At 68.7% G+C, this 16,829-nt stretch carries 13 protein-coding genes; 3 read left to right on the top strand and 10 right to left on the bottom strand.

The window, feature by feature from the left end:
• Positions 1-56 precede the first annotated feature (56 nt).
• The 3 genes from ACZ404_RS13415 to ACZ404_RS13405 are packed head-to-tail and all read right to left on the bottom strand — an operon-like array spanning position 57 to position 3,552.
• Positions 57-1,007 carry an ABC transporter permease gene (locus ACZ404_RS13415; protein WP_468439184.1) on the bottom strand — a complete coding sequence of 317 codons (951 nt, stop codon included), beginning with the start codon at positions 1,005-1,007 and terminating at the stop codon, positions 57-59.
• Complete coding sequence (locus ACZ404_RS13410) at positions 1,000-1,923, bottom strand: ABC transporter permease (RefSeq protein ID WP_468439182.1); 924 nt, start codon at positions 1,921-1,923, stop codon at positions 1,000-1,002. The genes ACZ404_RS13415 and ACZ404_RS13410 overlap by 8 nt, the downstream gene beginning before the upstream one ends.
• 6 nt (positions 1,924-1,929) lie before the next feature.
• A complete protein-coding gene (locus tag ACZ404_RS13405) occupies positions 1,930-3,552 on the bottom strand; it encodes a peptide ABC transporter substrate-binding protein (protein WP_468439180.1) in 1,623 nt (540 codons plus the stop codon).
• 154 nt (positions 3,553-3,706) lie between these two features.
• Between ACZ404_RS13405 and ACZ404_RS13400 the strand changes: the two genes are divergently transcribed.
• Positions 3,707-4,513: a class I SAM-dependent methyltransferase gene (locus ACZ404_RS13400; protein WP_468439178.1), complete on the top strand. Its 807-nt coding sequence runs from the start codon at positions 3,707-3,709 to the stop codon at positions 4,511-4,513.
• Here the strand turns inward: ACZ404_RS13400 and ACZ404_RS13395 are convergent.
• The 7 genes from ACZ404_RS13395 to ACZ404_RS13365 all read right to left on the bottom strand — a co-directional run bounded on the left by ACZ404_RS13395 (position 4,444) and on the right by ACZ404_RS13365 (position 15,339).
• On the bottom strand, positions 4,444-5,556 hold the full coding sequence (locus ACZ404_RS13395) for an ABC transporter ATP-binding protein (protein ID WP_468439176.1): 1,113 nt from the start codon (positions 5,554-5,556) through the stop codon (positions 4,444-4,446). The genes ACZ404_RS13400 and ACZ404_RS13395 overlap by 70 nt on opposite strands.
• 13 nt (positions 5,557-5,569) lie before the next feature.
• Complete coding sequence (locus ACZ404_RS13390) at positions 5,570-6,631, bottom strand: ABC transporter ATP-binding protein (RefSeq protein WP_468439174.1); 1,062 nt, start codon at positions 6,629-6,631, stop codon at positions 5,570-5,572.
• Between the two features lie 14 nt (positions 6,632-6,645).
• Positions 6,646-7,623, bottom strand: a complete 978-nt coding sequence (locus tag ACZ404_RS13385) for an ABC transporter permease (RefSeq protein WP_468439172.1) — start codon at positions 7,621-7,623, stop codon at positions 6,646-6,648.
• Positions 7,624-7,723: 100 nt separating this feature from the next.
• A complete protein-coding gene (locus tag ACZ404_RS13380) occupies positions 7,724-9,520 on the bottom strand; it encodes an ABC transporter substrate-binding protein (RefSeq protein WP_468439170.1) in 1,797 nt (598 codons plus the stop codon).
• Positions 9,521-9,620: 100 nt separating this feature from the next.
• Positions 9,621-10,667, bottom strand: coding sequence for an ABC transporter permease (locus ACZ404_RS13375; RefSeq protein ID WP_468439168.1), 1,047 nt, complete (start codon positions 10,665-10,667; stop codon positions 9,621-9,623).
• Between the two features lie 418 nt (positions 10,668-11,085).
• Positions 11,086-12,993 (bottom strand): translational GTPase TypA, encoded by a 1,908-nt coding sequence (gene typA, locus ACZ404_RS13370; RefSeq protein WP_468439166.1) that lies wholly within the window; start codon positions 12,991-12,993, stop codon positions 11,086-11,088.
• 141 nt (positions 12,994-13,134) lie between these two features.
• Positions 13,135-15,339 (bottom strand): ABC transporter family substrate-binding protein, encoded by a 2,205-nt coding sequence (locus ACZ404_RS13365; RefSeq protein WP_468439164.1) that lies wholly within the window; start codon positions 15,337-15,339, stop codon positions 13,135-13,137.
• Positions 15,340-15,653: 314 nt separating this feature from the next.
• On the opposite strand from ACZ404_RS13365, the gene ACZ404_RS13360 reads away from it, so the two are divergent.
• Complete coding sequence (locus ACZ404_RS13360) at positions 15,654-15,944, top strand: hypothetical protein (RefSeq protein ID WP_468439162.1); 291 nt, start codon at positions 15,654-15,656, stop codon at positions 15,942-15,944.
• A gap of 47 nt (positions 15,945-15,991) precedes the next feature.
• Positions 15,992-16,813: a hypothetical protein gene (locus ACZ404_RS13355; RefSeq protein ID WP_468439160.1), complete on the top strand. Its 822-nt coding sequence runs from the start codon at positions 15,992-15,994 to the stop codon at positions 16,811-16,813.
• Positions 16,814-16,829 lie beyond the last annotated feature (16 nt).

The raw sequence follows: 16,829 nt of genomic DNA, 5'->3' as shown, positions 1-16,829 counted from the left end.
CCCCTGCCGGGCGCCGCATCCGTCCGCCGGTCGCGCGACGCAAGCCTCATGGCGCCTCACCTCAGCTTCGGATCGAGGGCGTCGCGCACGGCGTCGCCCAGCAGGATGAAGGCCAGGACGGTGATCGCGAGGGCGCCGGCCGGCCACAGGAGGGCGTGGGGGGCGTTGCGGATGTAGGGGGAGGCGGCGGAGATGTCGATGCCCCAGGAGACGCTGGGCGGCTTCAGGCCGACGCCGAGGTACGACAGGGTCGCCTCCAGCGCGATGTAGGTGCCGAGGGCGATGGTGGCGACGACGATCACGGGGGCCACGGCGTTGGGCGCGATGTGCCGGAGCAGGATGCGGGCGTTGGAGGCGCCGAGGGCGCGAGCGGCCTGGACGTAGTCGTGCTGCCTGGCGCTGATGACCGCGCCGCGCGCGATCCGGGAGATCTGCGGCCAGCCCAGCAGCACGATGAACCCGACGACCGGCCAGACGGTGTTGCTGGTGACGACCGACAGCAGGACGAGCCCGCCGAGGACGACGGGGATCGCGAAGAAGATGTCGGTCGTCCGGGACAGGACCGCGTCCCAGGCGCCGCCGAAGAACCCGGCGAGCCCGCCCAGCACCGACCCCAGGACCGCCACCCCGAGCGTCGCGCACACGCCGACGGTGACGGACGCCCGGGCGCCGTGGACGGTGCGGGTGTAGACGTCGCAGCCCTGGCCGTCGTAGCCGAAGGGATGGCCGGGGGCCGGGCCGTCCTGGGCCCGGGCGAGGTCGCACTGCAGCGGGTTGCCGGGGGCGATGAGCGAGGGCCGGACGGAGATGACGACCAGGAAGAGGATCACCAGCGCGGAGAGCAGGAAGACCGGGTTGCGGCGCAGGTCCCGCCAGGCGTCGGACCACAGGCTGCGCGCCCGCCCGGCGGACGCGGCCGTCGCCTCGCTCGCCGCCAGGTCCATGGCGCCGCCCATGCCGGTGCCCGCGACCGCGCCGTCGCGCTCGTAGGGCTGCTGCTCAGGCATAGCGGATCCTCGGGTCGAGTACGGCGTACAGCAGGTCCACGAGCAGGTTGGCGACCAGGAAGACCAGGACGAGGACGGTGACGAAGCCGACCACGGTCTGGGTGTTCTGCCGGAGGATGCCCTGGTAGAGCTGGTAGCCGACGCCGTGGATGTTGAAGATGCGCTCGGTCAGGATGGCCCCGCCCATCAGGGCGCCGATGTCGGTGCCGATGAACGTGACCACGGGGATCAGGGAGTTGCGCAGCAGGTGCCGGGTGATGACCCGGCGCCGGGGCAGGCCCTTGGCCACGGCGGTGCGGACGTAGTCGGAGCGCCCGTTCTCCGCGATCGAGGTGCGGGTCAGCCGGGTGACGTAGGCAAGGGAGACGGAGGCGAGGACCAGGCCCGGCACGATCAGCTCGGCGAAGGTCGCCTCCGGCGGGACCGACGGCCGGATCCAGCCCCACTTGACCCCGAGCAGCAGCTGCAGCAGCAGGCCGGTGACGAAGATCGGGACGGAGATGACGACCAGGGTCAGGACGAGGACGGTGGTGTCGACGGGCCGGCCGCGCCGCAGCCCGGCCAGCACGCCCAGGGTGATGCCGACGACGACCTCGAAGAGGATCGCGACGATCGTGAGCCGGACGGTGACGGGGAACGCCGTCGCCATCAGCTCGGTGACCTTCTGGCCGTTGAAGGCGGTGCCGAAGTCGCCGGTGAAGACGTTGCCCATGTAGGTCGCGTACTGCCGCCAGAGGGGCTGGTCGAGGCCGAACTCGCGCTTGAGCTGGGCGGCGGTCGCCGGATCGCAGGCGCGTTCGCCGCACAGGCCGGCGACGGGGTCGCCCATCACGTTCACCATCAGGAAGATCAGCAGCGTCGCCCCGAAGAACACCGGGACCATCTGGAGCAGCCGCCTGACGACGTAGCGCCCCATGGCCGCTCAGCCGACCTTGATCTGGTCGTAGACGGGCACGCTGAAGGGGTTGAGCGTCACGTGGGACAGCCGGTCGGTGTAGCCGGCGCTGCCGTTCTGGTACCAGAGCGGGATGGCGGCCATGTTGTCCCGCACGACGGTCTCGGCCTGCTGGAAGAGCCGGACGGACCTGGCGGTGTCGGTCTCGGCGTTGGCCCGGTCGACGAGGGCGTCGAACCGCCTGTTGGACCACTTGCCGTCGTTGGAGGAGGCGCCGGTGTAGTAGAGCGGCTGGAGGAAGTTCTGGATGAGCGGGTAGTCCATCTGCCAGCCGGCCCGGAAGGGCCCCGGCATCCGGTGCCGGCCGATCTGGTTGCGGAAGTCGGCGAAGGTGCCGATCGGGTTGCCGACGCAGGCCTTGTCGTTGCCCAGCGCGTTGTTGATGGAGTTGCACACGGCGTCCACCCATTCCTTGTGGGAGCCGGTGTCCGCGTTGTAGCTGATCCTGAGCCGGCCACCGGGGATGCCACCGCCCTCCTGGATCAGCTTCTTCGCCCCCACGGGGTCGTACGCGCAGGCGTGGCCGCACAGGCCCGCCTTGTACCCGCCGTCGGCGCCGAGGACCGGGGAGGTCCAGTCGGTGGCCGGGGTGCGGGTGTCGCGGAAGAGGGTGTGGGTGATCTGCCGGCGGTTGATGGCCATGGACAGGCCGGTGCGGACCTTGCGCGCCCCGCTCGTGTTCCACTTCTTGTCGTAGAACGGGAAGGCCAGGGTCTGCAGGATGCCGGCCGGGGTGTTGATGTAGCGGCCGTCGAGGTCGGTCTCGACGTTCTTGAGTTGGTTGGCGGGCACGTCGTCGACCAGGTCGAGGTTGCCGGCCAGGACGTCCGTGTAGGCGGTGTTGTTGTCGGTGTAGACCTGGAGCGTCACGCCGTCGTTGCGGGCCTTGTCGGGGCCGGGGTAGGCGTCCCACCTGCGCAGGTACATCGCCGAGCCCCTGGTGTACGAGGCGATGGTGTACGGCCCGTTCCCGACCGGCTTCCTCAGCCAGCCCGCGTGGTCGGTGAAGAACGTCCGGGGCAGCGGGGCGAAGGCCGCGTAGCCGAGGGTGTCGGGGAAGCCGGAGAACTTCTGGCCCAGCCGGACGGTGAAGGTGCGCTCGTCCACCACCTTCAGGCCGGACAGGGTGTCGGCGCTCTGCCGGCCGGTGTCGGGATGCACCTTGTCGTAGCCGTCGATGTACCCGAAGAAGTAGGCGTTCTTCTGGTTGTTGCGAAGGCTCGCCCCGTAGTTCCAGGCGTCCACGAAGGAGCGGGCGGTCACCTTCTCGCCGTTGGAGAAGGTCCAGCCCTTCCTGAGCCGCACGGTGAAGTTCCGCGAGTCCGCGGTGTCGATGGACTCGGCGACCATGTTCTGTGCCTTGCCGGTCCTCGGGTCGTACCGCTTCAGGCCCCGGAAGACCATGTCGAGCACCTTGCCGCCCTGCACCTCGTTGGTGTTGGCCGGCTCCAGCGGGTTCTGCGGGTCGCCCCAGGAGGAACTGAGCACCGCTCCGCCGCTCACGCCTCCGGCGCTTCCCCCGCACGCGGTGGCGAGGCACACCAGCACCGCCGCGGCGGCGGCCCACCGGGGGTGGGTGGCTCCGCGCATGGGGGCACCTCCTCGTCACGGATATCGACACCTTATCGGCTGATATCACATGAAAAGGTGCACCACACTCGCGTTGCTCCGGCTGGTGGAACGCTTCGCGACAGAATCCGGGATTTCCCCTACTGATCGGCCGTTCAGCAGGCAGACTCGCCGCATGGTGGATCGTTCTTTCGCCGACGTGGAACTCGCCGCGCTGTACGACCGGTTGAACCCGTGGGGGCCCGGCGACGACTTCTACCTGGGGCTGGTGATGGCCGCCGGGGCGGTCCTGGATCTCGGGTGCGGCACCGGCCGGCTGCTGGGCGCCGCCCGGGCGGCCGGGCACCGGGGCCGGCTCACCGGCATGGATCCCGCGGCCGCCATGCTCGTCCAGGCGCGGCGCGCGGAGCCGGACGTCGAATGGGTGCTCGGGGACCTCACGACACACCGCTGGGACGGGGCGTTCGACCTGGTCGTGATGACCGGCCACGCCTTCCAGGAACTCCTCACCGACGAGGCGGTGCGCGGCTGTCTGCACGGGGTGCGGCGGGCGCTGGCCGACGGCGGCCGCTTCGTCTTCGAGACCCGCAACCCGGCCGCCCGGCCCTGGGAGCGCTGGACCCCGGACCGGGTGTACGAGATCACCGACGGGGACGGCCGTCCGGTCCGGGTCTGGCACGACGCCGAGCCGGCCCCCGTCGGGGACCGGCTGACGTTCACCGAGACCTACGCCGGAGCGCGGTGGTCCGGGCCGCAGGTGTGCCGGAGCACCCTGCGGTTCCTGGACGCCGACGCCCTCGACGGCTTCCTCGGCGAGGCCCGTCTGGGCGTCGCCGAGCGGTACGGGGACTGGGGGCGGGGGCCGCTGACCCCCGCCTGCCCCGAGATCATCACCGTGGCCACGGCCACGGCTCAGTCGTTGGAGGCGTTCGCCTCCAGCGACTTCAGCGCCGGGTCGAGCACGACGTCCTCGTCGCGCTGAGTGGTCGGCTCCTCCGGGAAGTGGCACGCCGTCAGGTGGCCGTCGCGGTTGCCGGAGAGCTGCAGCAGCGGCGGCTCCTCGGTGGCGCACTTGTCCTGCGCCTTCCAGCACCGGGTGCGGAAGCGGCAGCCGGACGGCGGGTGGATCGGCGAGGGCACGTCACCGGAGAGCCGGATCCGCTCGCGGCCCTCGTCCTCGTCCGCCAGGACCTCGGGTACGGCCGAGAGCAGGGCGTGGGTGTAGGGGTGGCGGGGCCGGTTGTAGATCGAGTCCCGGTCACCGACCTCGACCACCTTGCCGAGGTACATGACCGCGACGCGCTGCGAGAAGTGCCGGACGACGGCCAGGTCGTGGGCGATGAACAGGAAGGCGATGCCCAGTTCCTTCTGGACCTCCTGGAGCAGGTTCACCACCTGCGCCTGGATGGACACGTCCAGCGCGGAGACCGGCTCGTCCGCCACGATCAGCTTCGGGTTCAGCGCGAGGGCACGGGCGACGCCGATGCGCTGGCGCTGACCGCCGGAGAACTCGTGCGGGAAGCGGTTGTAGTGCTCCGGGTTCAGACCCACGAGCTCCAGCAGCTCCCGGACCTTCTTCTCCCGGCCGCCCTCCGGCTCGATGCCGTTGACCTCCATCGGCGACTTGATGATGGAGCCGACGGTCTGCCGCGGGTTCAGCGAGGAGTACGGGTCCTGGAAGATCATCTGGATCTCGGACCGCACGGGCGCAAGCTGCTTGCGGGAGGCGTGGGTGATGTCCTGCCCGGCGTAGGTGATGCTGCCGCCGGTCGGCTCCAGCAGCCGGGTGATGAGCCGGCCCGTGGTCGACTTGCCGCAGCCGGACTCACCGACCAGGCCGACGCTCTCGGCGACACCGACGGTCAGGTCGACGCCGTCGACGGCCTGCACCGCGCCGACCTTCCGCTTGATCGGAAAGCCGCCGTAGATCGGGAAGTGCTTGGCCAGGCCCTTGACCTCGAGGAGGGCCTCGGGGGCGCTGCCGTTGGTGCCCTGCGGTGCGGGGAGGGTGAGGTTCTCGCTCATGTCTCGGTTCTCCCTAGCGCAGCCGGGGCTGGATCTGGTCGATGAAGATGGTCTGCTTCTGCTCGGCCGTCAGGTGGCACGCCGTGGCACGGCCCTCGCCGAGCGCCGGCCGCGCGTCCGTGCAGAGGCTGCCCGGCACCTGGTCCCGGAACGCGCAGCGCGGGTGGAAGGGGCACCCGGAGGGCGGGTTGAGCAGCGAGGGCGGGCTGCCCGGGATCGGCGTCAGCGCCTGGTCGATGTCGCTGTCCAGACGCGGCATCGAGCTGAGCAGGCCCCAGGTGTAGGGGTGCTTCGGCTCGTGCAGCACCTCGCGGACGCTGCCGCGCTCCACGGCCCGGCCCGCGTACATCACCAGCAGGTCGTCGGCCATGTGGGAGATGACGCCGAGGTCGTGGGTGATGAAGATGATCGCGGAGCCGAACTCCTGCTGCAGGTCCTTGAGCAGGTCCAGGATCTGCGCCTGCACGGTCACGTCGAGCGCGGTGGTCGGCTCGTCGGCGATCAGCAGGTCGGGGTCGCACATCAGCGCCATGGCGATCATCGCGCGCTGGCGCATACCGCCGGAGAACTGGTGCGGGTAGTCGTCGAAGCGGACCTGGGGCTGCGGGATGCCGACCTTCTCCAGCATCTGGATCGCGCGGTCCTTCGCCTCCTTCTTGGAGGCGCCCCGGTGCTTCATGAACGGCTCGGACAGCTGGCGGCCCACCGTGTAGAACGGCGAGAGGGCGGTCAGCGGGTCCTGGAAGATCATCGCCATCTTGTTGCCGCGGAGCTGCTCCAGCTCCTTCTCCTTGGCGGTGACGAGTTCCTTGCCGTCGAGGACGATCTCGCCGTCGATGGTGGAGGTGCGGGGGTTGTGCAGGCCCAGGATCGTCAGGTTGGTGACGGACTTCCCGGAGCCGGACTCGCCGACGATGCCCAGGGTCTTGCCGCGCTCGACGTCGAAGGAGAGGCCGTCGACCGCTTTGACGATGCCGTCCTCGGTGGAGAACTGCACCTTCAGATCGCGCACCGAGAGGAAGCTCTCCGGGCCGGTCGGGGCCGACGCGTCCTCGGTCTTGGTCAGTGTGGTCACGGTGGTGGTTCTTCCTAGGAGAGCCGGACGCGCGGGTCGATCCAGGCGTACGCGATGTCGGTGAAGATGTTGAAGATCAGGATGAAGAAGGCACCGAACAACATGACGCCCATGGTCAGGGGGAGGTCTTTGTGGACCGCGCCGTCCACGGCCAGACGGCCGATGCCCTGCAGGGAGAAGGTCAGCTCGGTGACGACGGCACCGCCGAGCATACTGCTGAGGTCGATGCCCAGGACGGTGATGATCGGGATGAGGGCGCCGCGCCAGGCGTAGCGGTAGAAGACGTACTTGCGCGACATGCCCTTCGCGCGGGCGGTGCGCACGTGCTCCTCGGCGAGCTGCTCGATCATCGAGGAGCGCGCCATACGGGTGTACTGCGCGGTGAAGATGGAGGCCATCACCAGCGTGGGCAGCAGCATGCCGGTGAACCAGGCCCACGGGTCCTTGGTGATGGGGTTGTACTGCGGGTTGTCCATCCAGCCCGTGCTGTAGACGAAGATCCACAGGACGATCGGGCCGAGGAAGTAGATCTGGAACGAGCTGAGCACCATCGAGGTGCCGGTGGCGACCTTGTCGAGCATCGATCCGCGCTTGTAGGCGGAGATCATGCCCGCGCCCACACCGACCACGAGGAAGACGACCGCACCGCCGGCGGTGAGCGTCAGCGTCGTCGGGAAGCTGTCCATGATCGTGTTCCAGACCATGTCACCGGAGTAGAACGACTGGCCGAGGCACGGAGCGCTGCAGTGGCCGGTCGGGAAGTCCCGGCCCATGACGATGCCGGACATGAAGTCCCAGAACTGCTGGGCGATCGGCAGGTTGAGACCCAGAGCCTGGCGGATGTCCTCCAGTCGCTGAGGAGAGCAGTCCTTGCCGCAGGCCAGGGAGGCGTAATCGGAGGGCGCGGCGACGAACAGGAAGAACGTCGCGGCGGCGATGAGGAACAGGGTGACCAGGGCACCGACCGTGCGCCGGAGGATGAACTGAAGCATGGCGGGAGGGCTGCTCTCTGCGACAGACGAGTGGGAGGTTTCACGGAGGTGCGGGGACGCGCTCCGCCTGGTGCGCGTCCCCGCTTTCAGCCGTAGAGAGTTACGACTTCTTCAGGTACAGGTGGTTGATGTCGAGGAGGCTCGACACCGACCCGTAGCGGGTGCCACCGACGTTCGAGCCGGAGAGCTGGAACTGCTTCGTGTACCACAGCGGAGCGGCCGGCACGACCTTCTCGAGCAGGTAGTGCTCGGCTTCCTTCCAGGTCTTCGCGGCGTCTTCCGGCTTCTGGTTCAGCGCCTTCTTGATCAGGGCGTCGACCTTCGGGTCCTTGACGTGCGAGTAGTTCGGCGCACCGTCGGCGACCTGGTCACCGTCGTAGATCGGGGTGACGACCGTGGACGGGGACGGCCAGTCCTGGCCCCAGCCCGTGACGTACATGTCGTACGGGTTGTCGAGCTTGCCGATCTGCTCGTAGTAGCTCGCGGAGTCGACCTCCTTGGAGACCACGTTGAAGCCGACCTTGGTCAGCGCGTCCTCGATGGCGACCTTGCGCTTCTGGCCGTTCTCGGTGTTGCCGTAGGCGAAGACGAGCTTCTTCTCGGACGCCGGGACGCCCTTCAGGAGCTCCTTGGCCTTGGCGATGTTGCCCTGCGGCGTCTTCAGACGGCCGTACGGGTCGTACTTCGCCTCGTAGCCCGGCAGCGTCGGCGCGAAGTAGTTCGGCGCCACGTCGCCGCCGTAGACACCGCCCTCGCCGGCGATGAGCGACTTGGAGTTGACGGCGTAGGTGATCGCCTGACGGACCTTCAGGTTCTTCACGCGGTCCATGTTGAACGTCAGCTGCATCACGTAGGGCTGGTAGCCCTTGACCGTGCGCTTGTTGACGGACGGGTTCTTGATGACGTCCTGGATCTGCGTGGCCTCGACGCCGCCGGTGAGCTGGATGGCGTTCTTGTCGTTGCCCCGGTCCGCGATCAGACGCTTGGTCTGGGTCGACTCGGTGACGCCGAAGTCGAAGTTGAAGCCGTCCACGTACTGGTGGCGCACGGAGTCGGTCTTCGGGTCCCAGTTGCTGTTCTTGGTGAGAACGAGGGACTTGCCCAGCTTGTAGGAGGCGATCTTGTACGGACCGGTGGCGACCGGCGCCTTGTCGTACTTCTCCTTCGTGTCGTCCTTGGTCGGGACGATGGCGTAACCGGCCATGGCCAGCGTCTGCGGCAGGTCGGGGCGCGGCTGGTCGAAGTGGAAGACGACCGTCTTGTCGTCCGGGGTGTCCAGGACCGACTTCGGCAGGTGCTTGCCGTCGAAGCCGCCGCCCGGCAGCGCCTTGCGGTACTGGGCGCCGCTCAGCCAGGTCTGCAGGTAGGTCGGGCCGTCGAAGATGAACTTCGCGTACAGACGCTCGACGGTGTGGCGGACGTCGGCGGACGTGATCACGTTGCCCTTGGCGTCCTTGATGCCGTCCTTGAGGGTGAACGTCCAGGTCTTGCCGCCGTCCGACATCTTGCCGGAGTCGGTCGCCATGTCACCCACGACCGAGACGTTGCCCTTGTCGTCCTCCTGGAACTGCGTCAGGCGACGGAAGAGCAGGTTGGCGACCTGGCCGGCGTCGGAGACGTAGGTCTGGCCCGGGTCCAGGTGCGAGAGGCCCGCCTCCTGGTAGACCGTGATGGTGCCGCCGCTCTGGGCACCGGGGATCTCCTTCGCCGGACCGGTGGAGCCGGCCGCGTCGGCGTAGGTGACCGCCTTCGACTGGACCGAGGCCTGCTCCTGGTCCTTCTTGGCGTTGTCCCCGGTGTTGGCGCCCTTGTTCTCGGAGCACCCGGTGAGCGCGAGCGAGCCGGCCGCGATGGCGACGACGATGGCCTGCGCTCTGCGCGAGCTGAACGACTTCATGAGGCGAATGCACCTACCTGTCGGTTGTTATCCATGAGTACTGCCTGACGCGGCTGGTAGGCCGACTCGGGGGCGGCAGTCACCCCCGCCAGTGGACGATCTACCGCCCGGACTTGGGGTCGAAGGCGTCCCGCACCGAGTCTCCGAGGAGGTTGAAGGCGAGGACGAAGATCACCAACGCGATGCCCGGGAAGAAGATGAACGCCGGGTCCTGCTCGGTGTACCGGGCACCGGCCGCGAACAGCTTTCCCCAGTCCGGGGTCGGTTCGACGAAGCCGACGCCGGCGAACGAGAGGAAGGCGATGGTGAGGATGGTGCTGGGCAGCTGGTATGTGAACTGCACCAGGATCGGCGTCACCACGTTCGGCAGGATCTCCTTGCGGACGATCCGCCAGGGCGAGGCCCCGGAGACTTTGGCGGCCTCCACGAACTCCCGCTCGCGCAGGGTCAGCACGGTCGAGCGGATCAGGCGGGCCATGCCCATCCAGCCGAGCACCCAGAGCACGATCAGCATCGCCACCGCGCGGAAGTACGTGGGCGTCTCCTCGCGCGGGTCCACGAAGAACGCGGTCACCACGGGCATGAAGGCGATGAAGAACAGCTGCTGCGGGAAGGCGAGGAAGAAGTCGGTGACCCGGCCGATCCAGTAGTCGGTCCTGCCGCCGAAGTAGCCGCCGATCAGACCGAGGATGATGCCCGTGCCCATCATCAGGACCGTGACGCCCAGTGCCATGTACAGCGACGTGCGCATGCCGTACACGAGCATGGCGAAGATGTCACGGCCGTACTGCGGCTCGACACCGAACCAGTGCGATCCGGACAGACCGCCGAAGTACCCCAGGGGAAGACCGAATTCGTCCAGGACGGGCTTGTCCTGGTAGGTGGGGTCCTGGCCGTACAGGGTGTACGGGTCCGTCCCGCTGAGCTTCGTCAGCAGTGGCGCGGCCAGCGCGACGACGAAGTAGAAAATCACTATCCAGGCGCAGATGACGCCGGTACGGTCACGCTTGAAGCGCTGCCACATCAACTGGCCGGGAGAGCGACCCTCGAGCTTCTTCTCGACCTGGACGGGCTCGGTCTTCGGCTCGAGTTCGGGCTCCAAGGCAACCGACGGCCCGGAGCCTTCAGCCTTGGCTGGACTGGTCATGTGTGTTCTTCCCCCGGGGGGTTGGAGAGCTGAGCGCAGCGCAGATACCGGAGAGTTCTGCGGTTTGGGGGAACTTTCGCCAATGTGTTCAACGCGCGTCAAGGGCGGAAGACATAGGGATCTCCCTACGTTCATTATTTTGAGCAAAAATTGCAACGATCGACACCTGTGCGCGCTTGACATGCACAGTGGAAAACCGGCAAAACGGACACGCGGCTATATTTTTCTGTTTACATGTCCGAAACGTGGCGTGCGCGACTCCGGTATCCGAACAGTCGATCCATCCCCGGTGCCCTGAACACACAGTCAGCCCATGGCTACCCACCCGTAGCGCGGCCATGCTGGCCCCTGTGAGGGCACGCCGAAGGCCCGGCCCCCTGTCGTCGGAGGGCCGGGCCGGACGGGCTCGTGGGGCGCGTCAGCCGTGCTTGGCGCGGCTCGCGGCGCGGGCGCGCTCGCGGGCGTCCAGGTTCACCTTGCGGATGCGAACCGCCTCCGGGGTCACCTCGACGCACTCGTCGTCGCGGCAGAACTCCAGGGACTGCTCCAGCGACAGCTTGCGCGGCGGAACGATGGACTCCGCCACATCGGCCGTGGAGGAGCGCATGTTGGTGAGCTTCTTCTCCTTGGTGATGTTGACGTCCATGTCGTCGGAGCGGGAGTTCTCACCGACGATCATACCCTCGTACACCTCGGTGCCCGGCTCCACGAAGAGCACGCCGCGCTCCTGAAGGTTCGTCATCGCGAAGGCGGTGACGGCACCGGCACGGTCCGCGACCAGCGAGCCGTTGTTGCGGGTCTGCAGGGTGCCGAACCAGGGCTCGAAGCCCTCGTGGATGGAGTGGCCGATACCCGTGCCGCGGGTCTGGGTCAGGAACTCGGTCCGGAAGCCGATCAGGCCTCGCGAGGGGACGACGAACTCCATGCGCACCCAGCCGGAGCCGTGGTTGGACATGTTGTCCATGCGGCCCTTGCGCACGCCCATGAGCTGCGTGACGGCGCCCATGTGCTCCTCGGGCACGTCGATCGTCATGCGCTCGACCGGCTCGTAGACCTTGCCGTCGACCTCCTTGGTGACGACCTGGGGCTTGCCGACGGTCAGCTCGTAGCCCTCCCGGCGCATGGTCTCGACCAGGATGGCGAGCGCCAGCTCACCGCGGCCCTGGACCTCCCAGGCATCCGGGCGCTCGGTCTCCAGCACGCGCAGCGAGACGTTGCCGATCAGCTCGCGGTCCAGGCGGTCCTTGACCTGACGGGCGGTGACCTTGCGGTCCTTGACGGCGGACTTGGCGTCGGCGCCCTTGCCGGTGCCGCCCCGGCCGACCAGCGGCGAGGTGTTCGTGCCGATGGTCATGGAGATCGCGGGCTCGTCCACCGTGATGAGCGGCAGCGGGACGGGGTTCTCGGGGTCCGCGAGGGTCTCGCCGATCATGATGTCCGGGATACCGGCCACGGCGCAGATGTCGCCCGGGCCGGCCTTCTCGGCGGGCTTGCGGGTCAGCGCCTCGGTCATCATCAGTTCACTGATGCGGACATTGCTGATCGACCCGTCCCGCTTGATCCACGCGACCGTCTGGCCCTTGCGCAGCTCGCCCTGCTCGACGCGGAGCAGCGCGATGCGGCCGAGGAAGTTGTCGGCGTCGAGGTTGGTGACGTGGGCCTGGAGCGGGGCGTCCTCGTCGTAGGTCGGGGCCGGGATGTGCTCCAGGATCGTGGAGAAGAACGGCTCCAGGCTGGTGGAGTCGGCCGGGACGGTGCCGTCCTCCGGCTTGGTCAGCGAGGCGACGCCGTCACGGCCGCAGGCGTAGACGATCGGGAACTCGATCTGCTCCTCGTCCGCGTCCAGGTCGAGGAAGAGGTCGTAGGTCTCGTTGACGACCTCGTCGATGCGGGAGTCCGGGCGGTCCGTCTTGTTGATGCACAGGATGACGGGCAGGCGCTGCTGAAGGGCCTTGCGCAGCACGAAGCGGGTCTGCGGCAGCGGGCCCTCGGAGGCGTCCACCAGCAGGACGACGCCGTCGACCATCGACAGACCGCGCTCGACCTCGCCACCGAAGTCGGCGTGGCCGGGGGTGTCGATGATGTTGATGGTGATGGGCTCCCCGCCGTCCTTGGGGTGGTACTTCACCGCCGTGTTCTTGGCGAGGATCGTGATGCCCTTCTCACGCTCCAGGTCGTTCGAGTCCATCATGCGGTCGTCGACCGAGTCGAGCTGGTGGGCGGCGAAGGCACCGGCCTGCTTCAGCATGCCGTCGACGATGGTCGTCTTGCCGTGGTCGACGTGGGCGACGATGGCTACGTTGCGGATGTCGTGGCGCGTGGCCATATTGCGGCGTACTCCCGGGGTGTGAGAAAGGCCCTGCTGCGTACGTCCGTGTGACGCGGGCCTGCCGGGCTTGACACGCCACGGCCTCACCCCATGGTACGTGGCCGCCGCACCGGGGGCGCGCCGGGATCGAACGGGCGGTCACTTGGCCTCCGGAGCCGGTGCCGGGATCTTCGCTCCCTTCTTCAGGAATCCCATGTCCTCGTAGATGGGCGTCTGGAACCCGAAGGCGCCTGCGTTGACCAGGTTCTTGCGCACGCCGACCAGCTGAGGCCGCTGGTAGAGGGGGATGGAGCCCGCCGCGGCCCAGATGCGCGAGTCGGCCTTGCGGATCAGGGAGCGCTCCTCGTCCTCGTCCAGTGTGGCCGCGGCCTGGTCGAAGAGCTGGTCCACCTGGTCGGTGCCGACCCGGGTGAAGTTCTGCTCGACGTTCACCGAGCCGTCGGCGGCGGGCACCGGCTTGGCGTAGATCGGCCGGGCGTCGGTCGCGGGGAAGGCGGAGGAGGGCCAGGAGTACAGGGCGAGGTCGTAGTCCCCGGCGGCGATGTGGTCCTTGAAATAGCTCTCGTCGGAGACCTTGGTGACGATCGTGCCGATGCCGACCTTCTCCAGCATGAGGGAGATCCGCTGGGCGACGGTGTTCAGCGTGTCCGAGCCGGGTCCCGAGGGCAGGACGAAGCGGAGGGTGAGCGCCGTGCCGTCCTTGGCGAGCGGCCTGCTGACGACACCGGCCGGGGCCGCGGTGCCCTGCGGGGCGTACGCGCCCGGCGCGCCGCCGTGCCCGGGCTCCTTGCCGGAGTACTGCTTGCCGTCGCCCGGCGCGAGGTGCCCCTCGCCGCGGTCGCCCCTGTCGCGGTCGTCGTCCGAGGCGTCCCTGTCCTGGCGCGGACCCTTGTCGTCCTCGCCGACGATGTACTCGCCGTCCTTGCCGCCGTCGGACTTCTTCTCGCCCTTCTCGCCCTTCTCCTGCTGCGGTCCGGCCGCCTTCTCCCCCTTCTTCTCCTTCACCGGCCCGCCCCGCACCCAGCCGGCGTCGGCGAGCAGCGCCTCGGCCTCCGCGGTGTCCTGGCCGCCGAGCGCGTCGCTCCCGTCGGCGTAGGCGGCCTGGCCGGACAGGGCGAGGTGGCTGCCGACCGGCACGGCGGGCAGGCCCAGCGGGGTCAGCACGAGCTTGGCCAGCTCCGCGCGGTCGAGGGCGCGGGCCAGGGCCCGGCGGACCCGTTCGTCGGCGAGGGGGCCCTGGGCGCCGTTGAGGGCGAGCTGGGTGTAAGCGGGCTCCAGCGACTTGCGAACCTCGAAGGCGCGCAGTTCCTGCTGCTGCTCGAGGTACCGGCCGATGGCCCTGCCCAGCTTCTTCCGGCCGGCCTTCACCTGGTCGGCGTCGAAGCCGTGCGCGAGCGCCCAGGTGCGCAGCTTCCTGGCGGAGGTTCTGCCGCCGCCCGTGAGCGGGCTGCCCATGCCCTTCTGGCGGCTGGCGAGGCCGATCCGCTCGGCGTCGGAGGCGTCGATGTCGGCGAGGTCCACCGTGCCGTCGGCGAGCGCCGCGACCCGCTTGTCGCGGTCGACGGCGTGCAGCACGATCTGGTCGAGCTTGGCGGGGCTGCCCCACCAGCGGGGGTTGCGGGTGAGGACGATGTCCTTCTTGGCGGTGTCGACCTTGTCCACCTTGAAGGGGCCGGCGGTGACCTGCAGCTTGCGGCGGGCGCCGTCGTTGAAGGCGTCCGGGGTGCCCATGACGTCCTTCGGGTACAGCGGGGAGAACAGCGACCGCCAGTCGGCGTAGGGGCGGGAGAAGGTGACCCGGACCTGGAGGTCGTTGGCGCCGCGCTCGATCTTGGCGATGCGGTCGTAGCCGGCGTTGCGGGCGGTCCAGTAGGCGCTGTCCCTGCCGGACAGGGCGCGCCACTGGGCGACGAAGTCGGCGGCGCCGATCTCCCGGCCGTCGCTCCAGACGGCCTGCTGGTTCAGCTTGTACAGCACGACCTGGCGCGGCTCGGTCTCGATGACCTTGGCCGATTCCAGATAGGCCGGGTTGGCGACCGGCCGGCCGGCGGCGTCGAGGCGGAACATCGACGGCAGCACGGCCTGGGCGACCCGGGTGGTACCCGCGTCGGCGTCGGCCTGGAAGGTGTTCAGGGTCTCCGGTACGGCGTCCACGGCCCACTTCAGGGTGCCGCCCGAGGCGACCTTGTCCCGGCTCACGGCGGCGATGTCCTGCCCGGCCAGAGGCTTGCTCGGCTTCTCGTCGGAGCCGCACCCGGCGAGCAGGGGCACCGTGAGAGCGCCCGCCGTGAGGAAGGCGGCCGAGCGCAGGACCGCGCGCAGGCCGACGCCGTCGTAGGACATCTCTGCTACCTCCGGAATGCCGCGGGCGTTACGCTCACTTTGTTCGAAATGTGTAGCTGATCACTTTTGGCGGTATATGGAGCTGATCAGATCTATGCACCCCACTGAAGAGGAAAGGATCCAGCAACAGCGGGCGACACGACGGCGACGGAGCGTAAGGCCACCCGTGTGGCGCAACACACCCGAATGTGCATCCGCACGCCTCAGCCAATCGGTGCACATCTCTTCACAGCACCAGGTGTGAGGCGCAACACTCCAAGGCGCCTGACATCGCCGTCCAGGGCCCGCGGGACCCGTGGAAGTGAGGGCAAGTCATGTCCGTGCACGACGACCTGACATCGGTCCAGCGCTGTCTCGACGACCTCTACCGGTCGCTGGGACGCCTGGAGAAGCAGCTCGGCAGCGGTGGCCTGGAGATGCGCCGGGTCCGGATGGACGCCGACCATCTGCGCGAGAGCCTCGCGCTGCTGCGGGAAGCGGCCAGCAGTCCGGCCGCCGCCGCCCGCCCCGAACTCGTCACCATCTCCGACACCCCGTACGACATCAGCCTGTGGACGGACTCGGACGACGAGGGACTGGGCGCCCGCGACCGGCACGCGCCCTGAGCGCGACCGGCCCGCCACCGACCCCCCGAACCGACCGGAGTCCTGCCTTGGCCACTGGTACGGAGCCACAACGAAACAGCGGCGGCGTACACACCCGTACGCGCGCCGCGATCGCCGCACCGCATCTGCGGACCGACCGCTGGTGGCTGGCGCCCGCCGTCACCGCGGCCGGTCTGTTCGCCTTCGTCGTCTACTCGACCTGGCGGGCGTTCGCCGACGCGTACTACTACGCGGCGCCCTACGTCTCCCCGTTCTACTCGCCGTGCCTGGCGGAGAACTGCCGCACCATGCACGCCGGCCCGAACGCCGACCTCTTCGGCGGCTGGTGGGGCATCTCCCCCGCGATCATCATCCTGATCTTCCCGCTCGGCTTCCGGCTGACCTGCTACTACTACCGCAAGGCGTACTACCGCAGCTTCTGGGCGTCGCCGCCCGCCTGCGCCGTCGCCGAGCCGCACCGCCGCTACACCGGCGAGACCCGCTTCCCGCTCATCCTGCAGAACGTCCACCGGTACTTCTTCTACGCCGCGATCCTGGTCGCCGGCGTGCTGACCTACGACACCGTGCTGTCCTTCCGCGACCAGCACTACCGCTGGGGCCACATGGGCCTCGGCACCCTCGTCTTCCTGGTCAACATCGTGCTGATCTGGGCGTACACGATCTCCTGCCACTCCTGCCGGCACATCGTCGGCGGCAAGCTCAAGCACTTCTCCAAGCACCCCGTGCGCTACAAGGCGTGGCAGTTCGTCGGCAGGCTCAACGCCCGGCACATGCAGCTCGCCTGGGCGTCGCTGCTGAGCGTGGCGCTCGCCGACTTCTACGTCTACCTGGTGGCGTCCGGCGTCTTCGACGATCCGCGCTTCTTCTAGAGATCCCAGTGAGGAA

Source organism: Streptomyces sp. NPDC030798 (genome assembly GCF_055572275.1).
The sequence above is the reverse complement of the archived record's forward strand: the minus strand, read 5'-3'. Positions and strand labels throughout refer to the sequence as shown.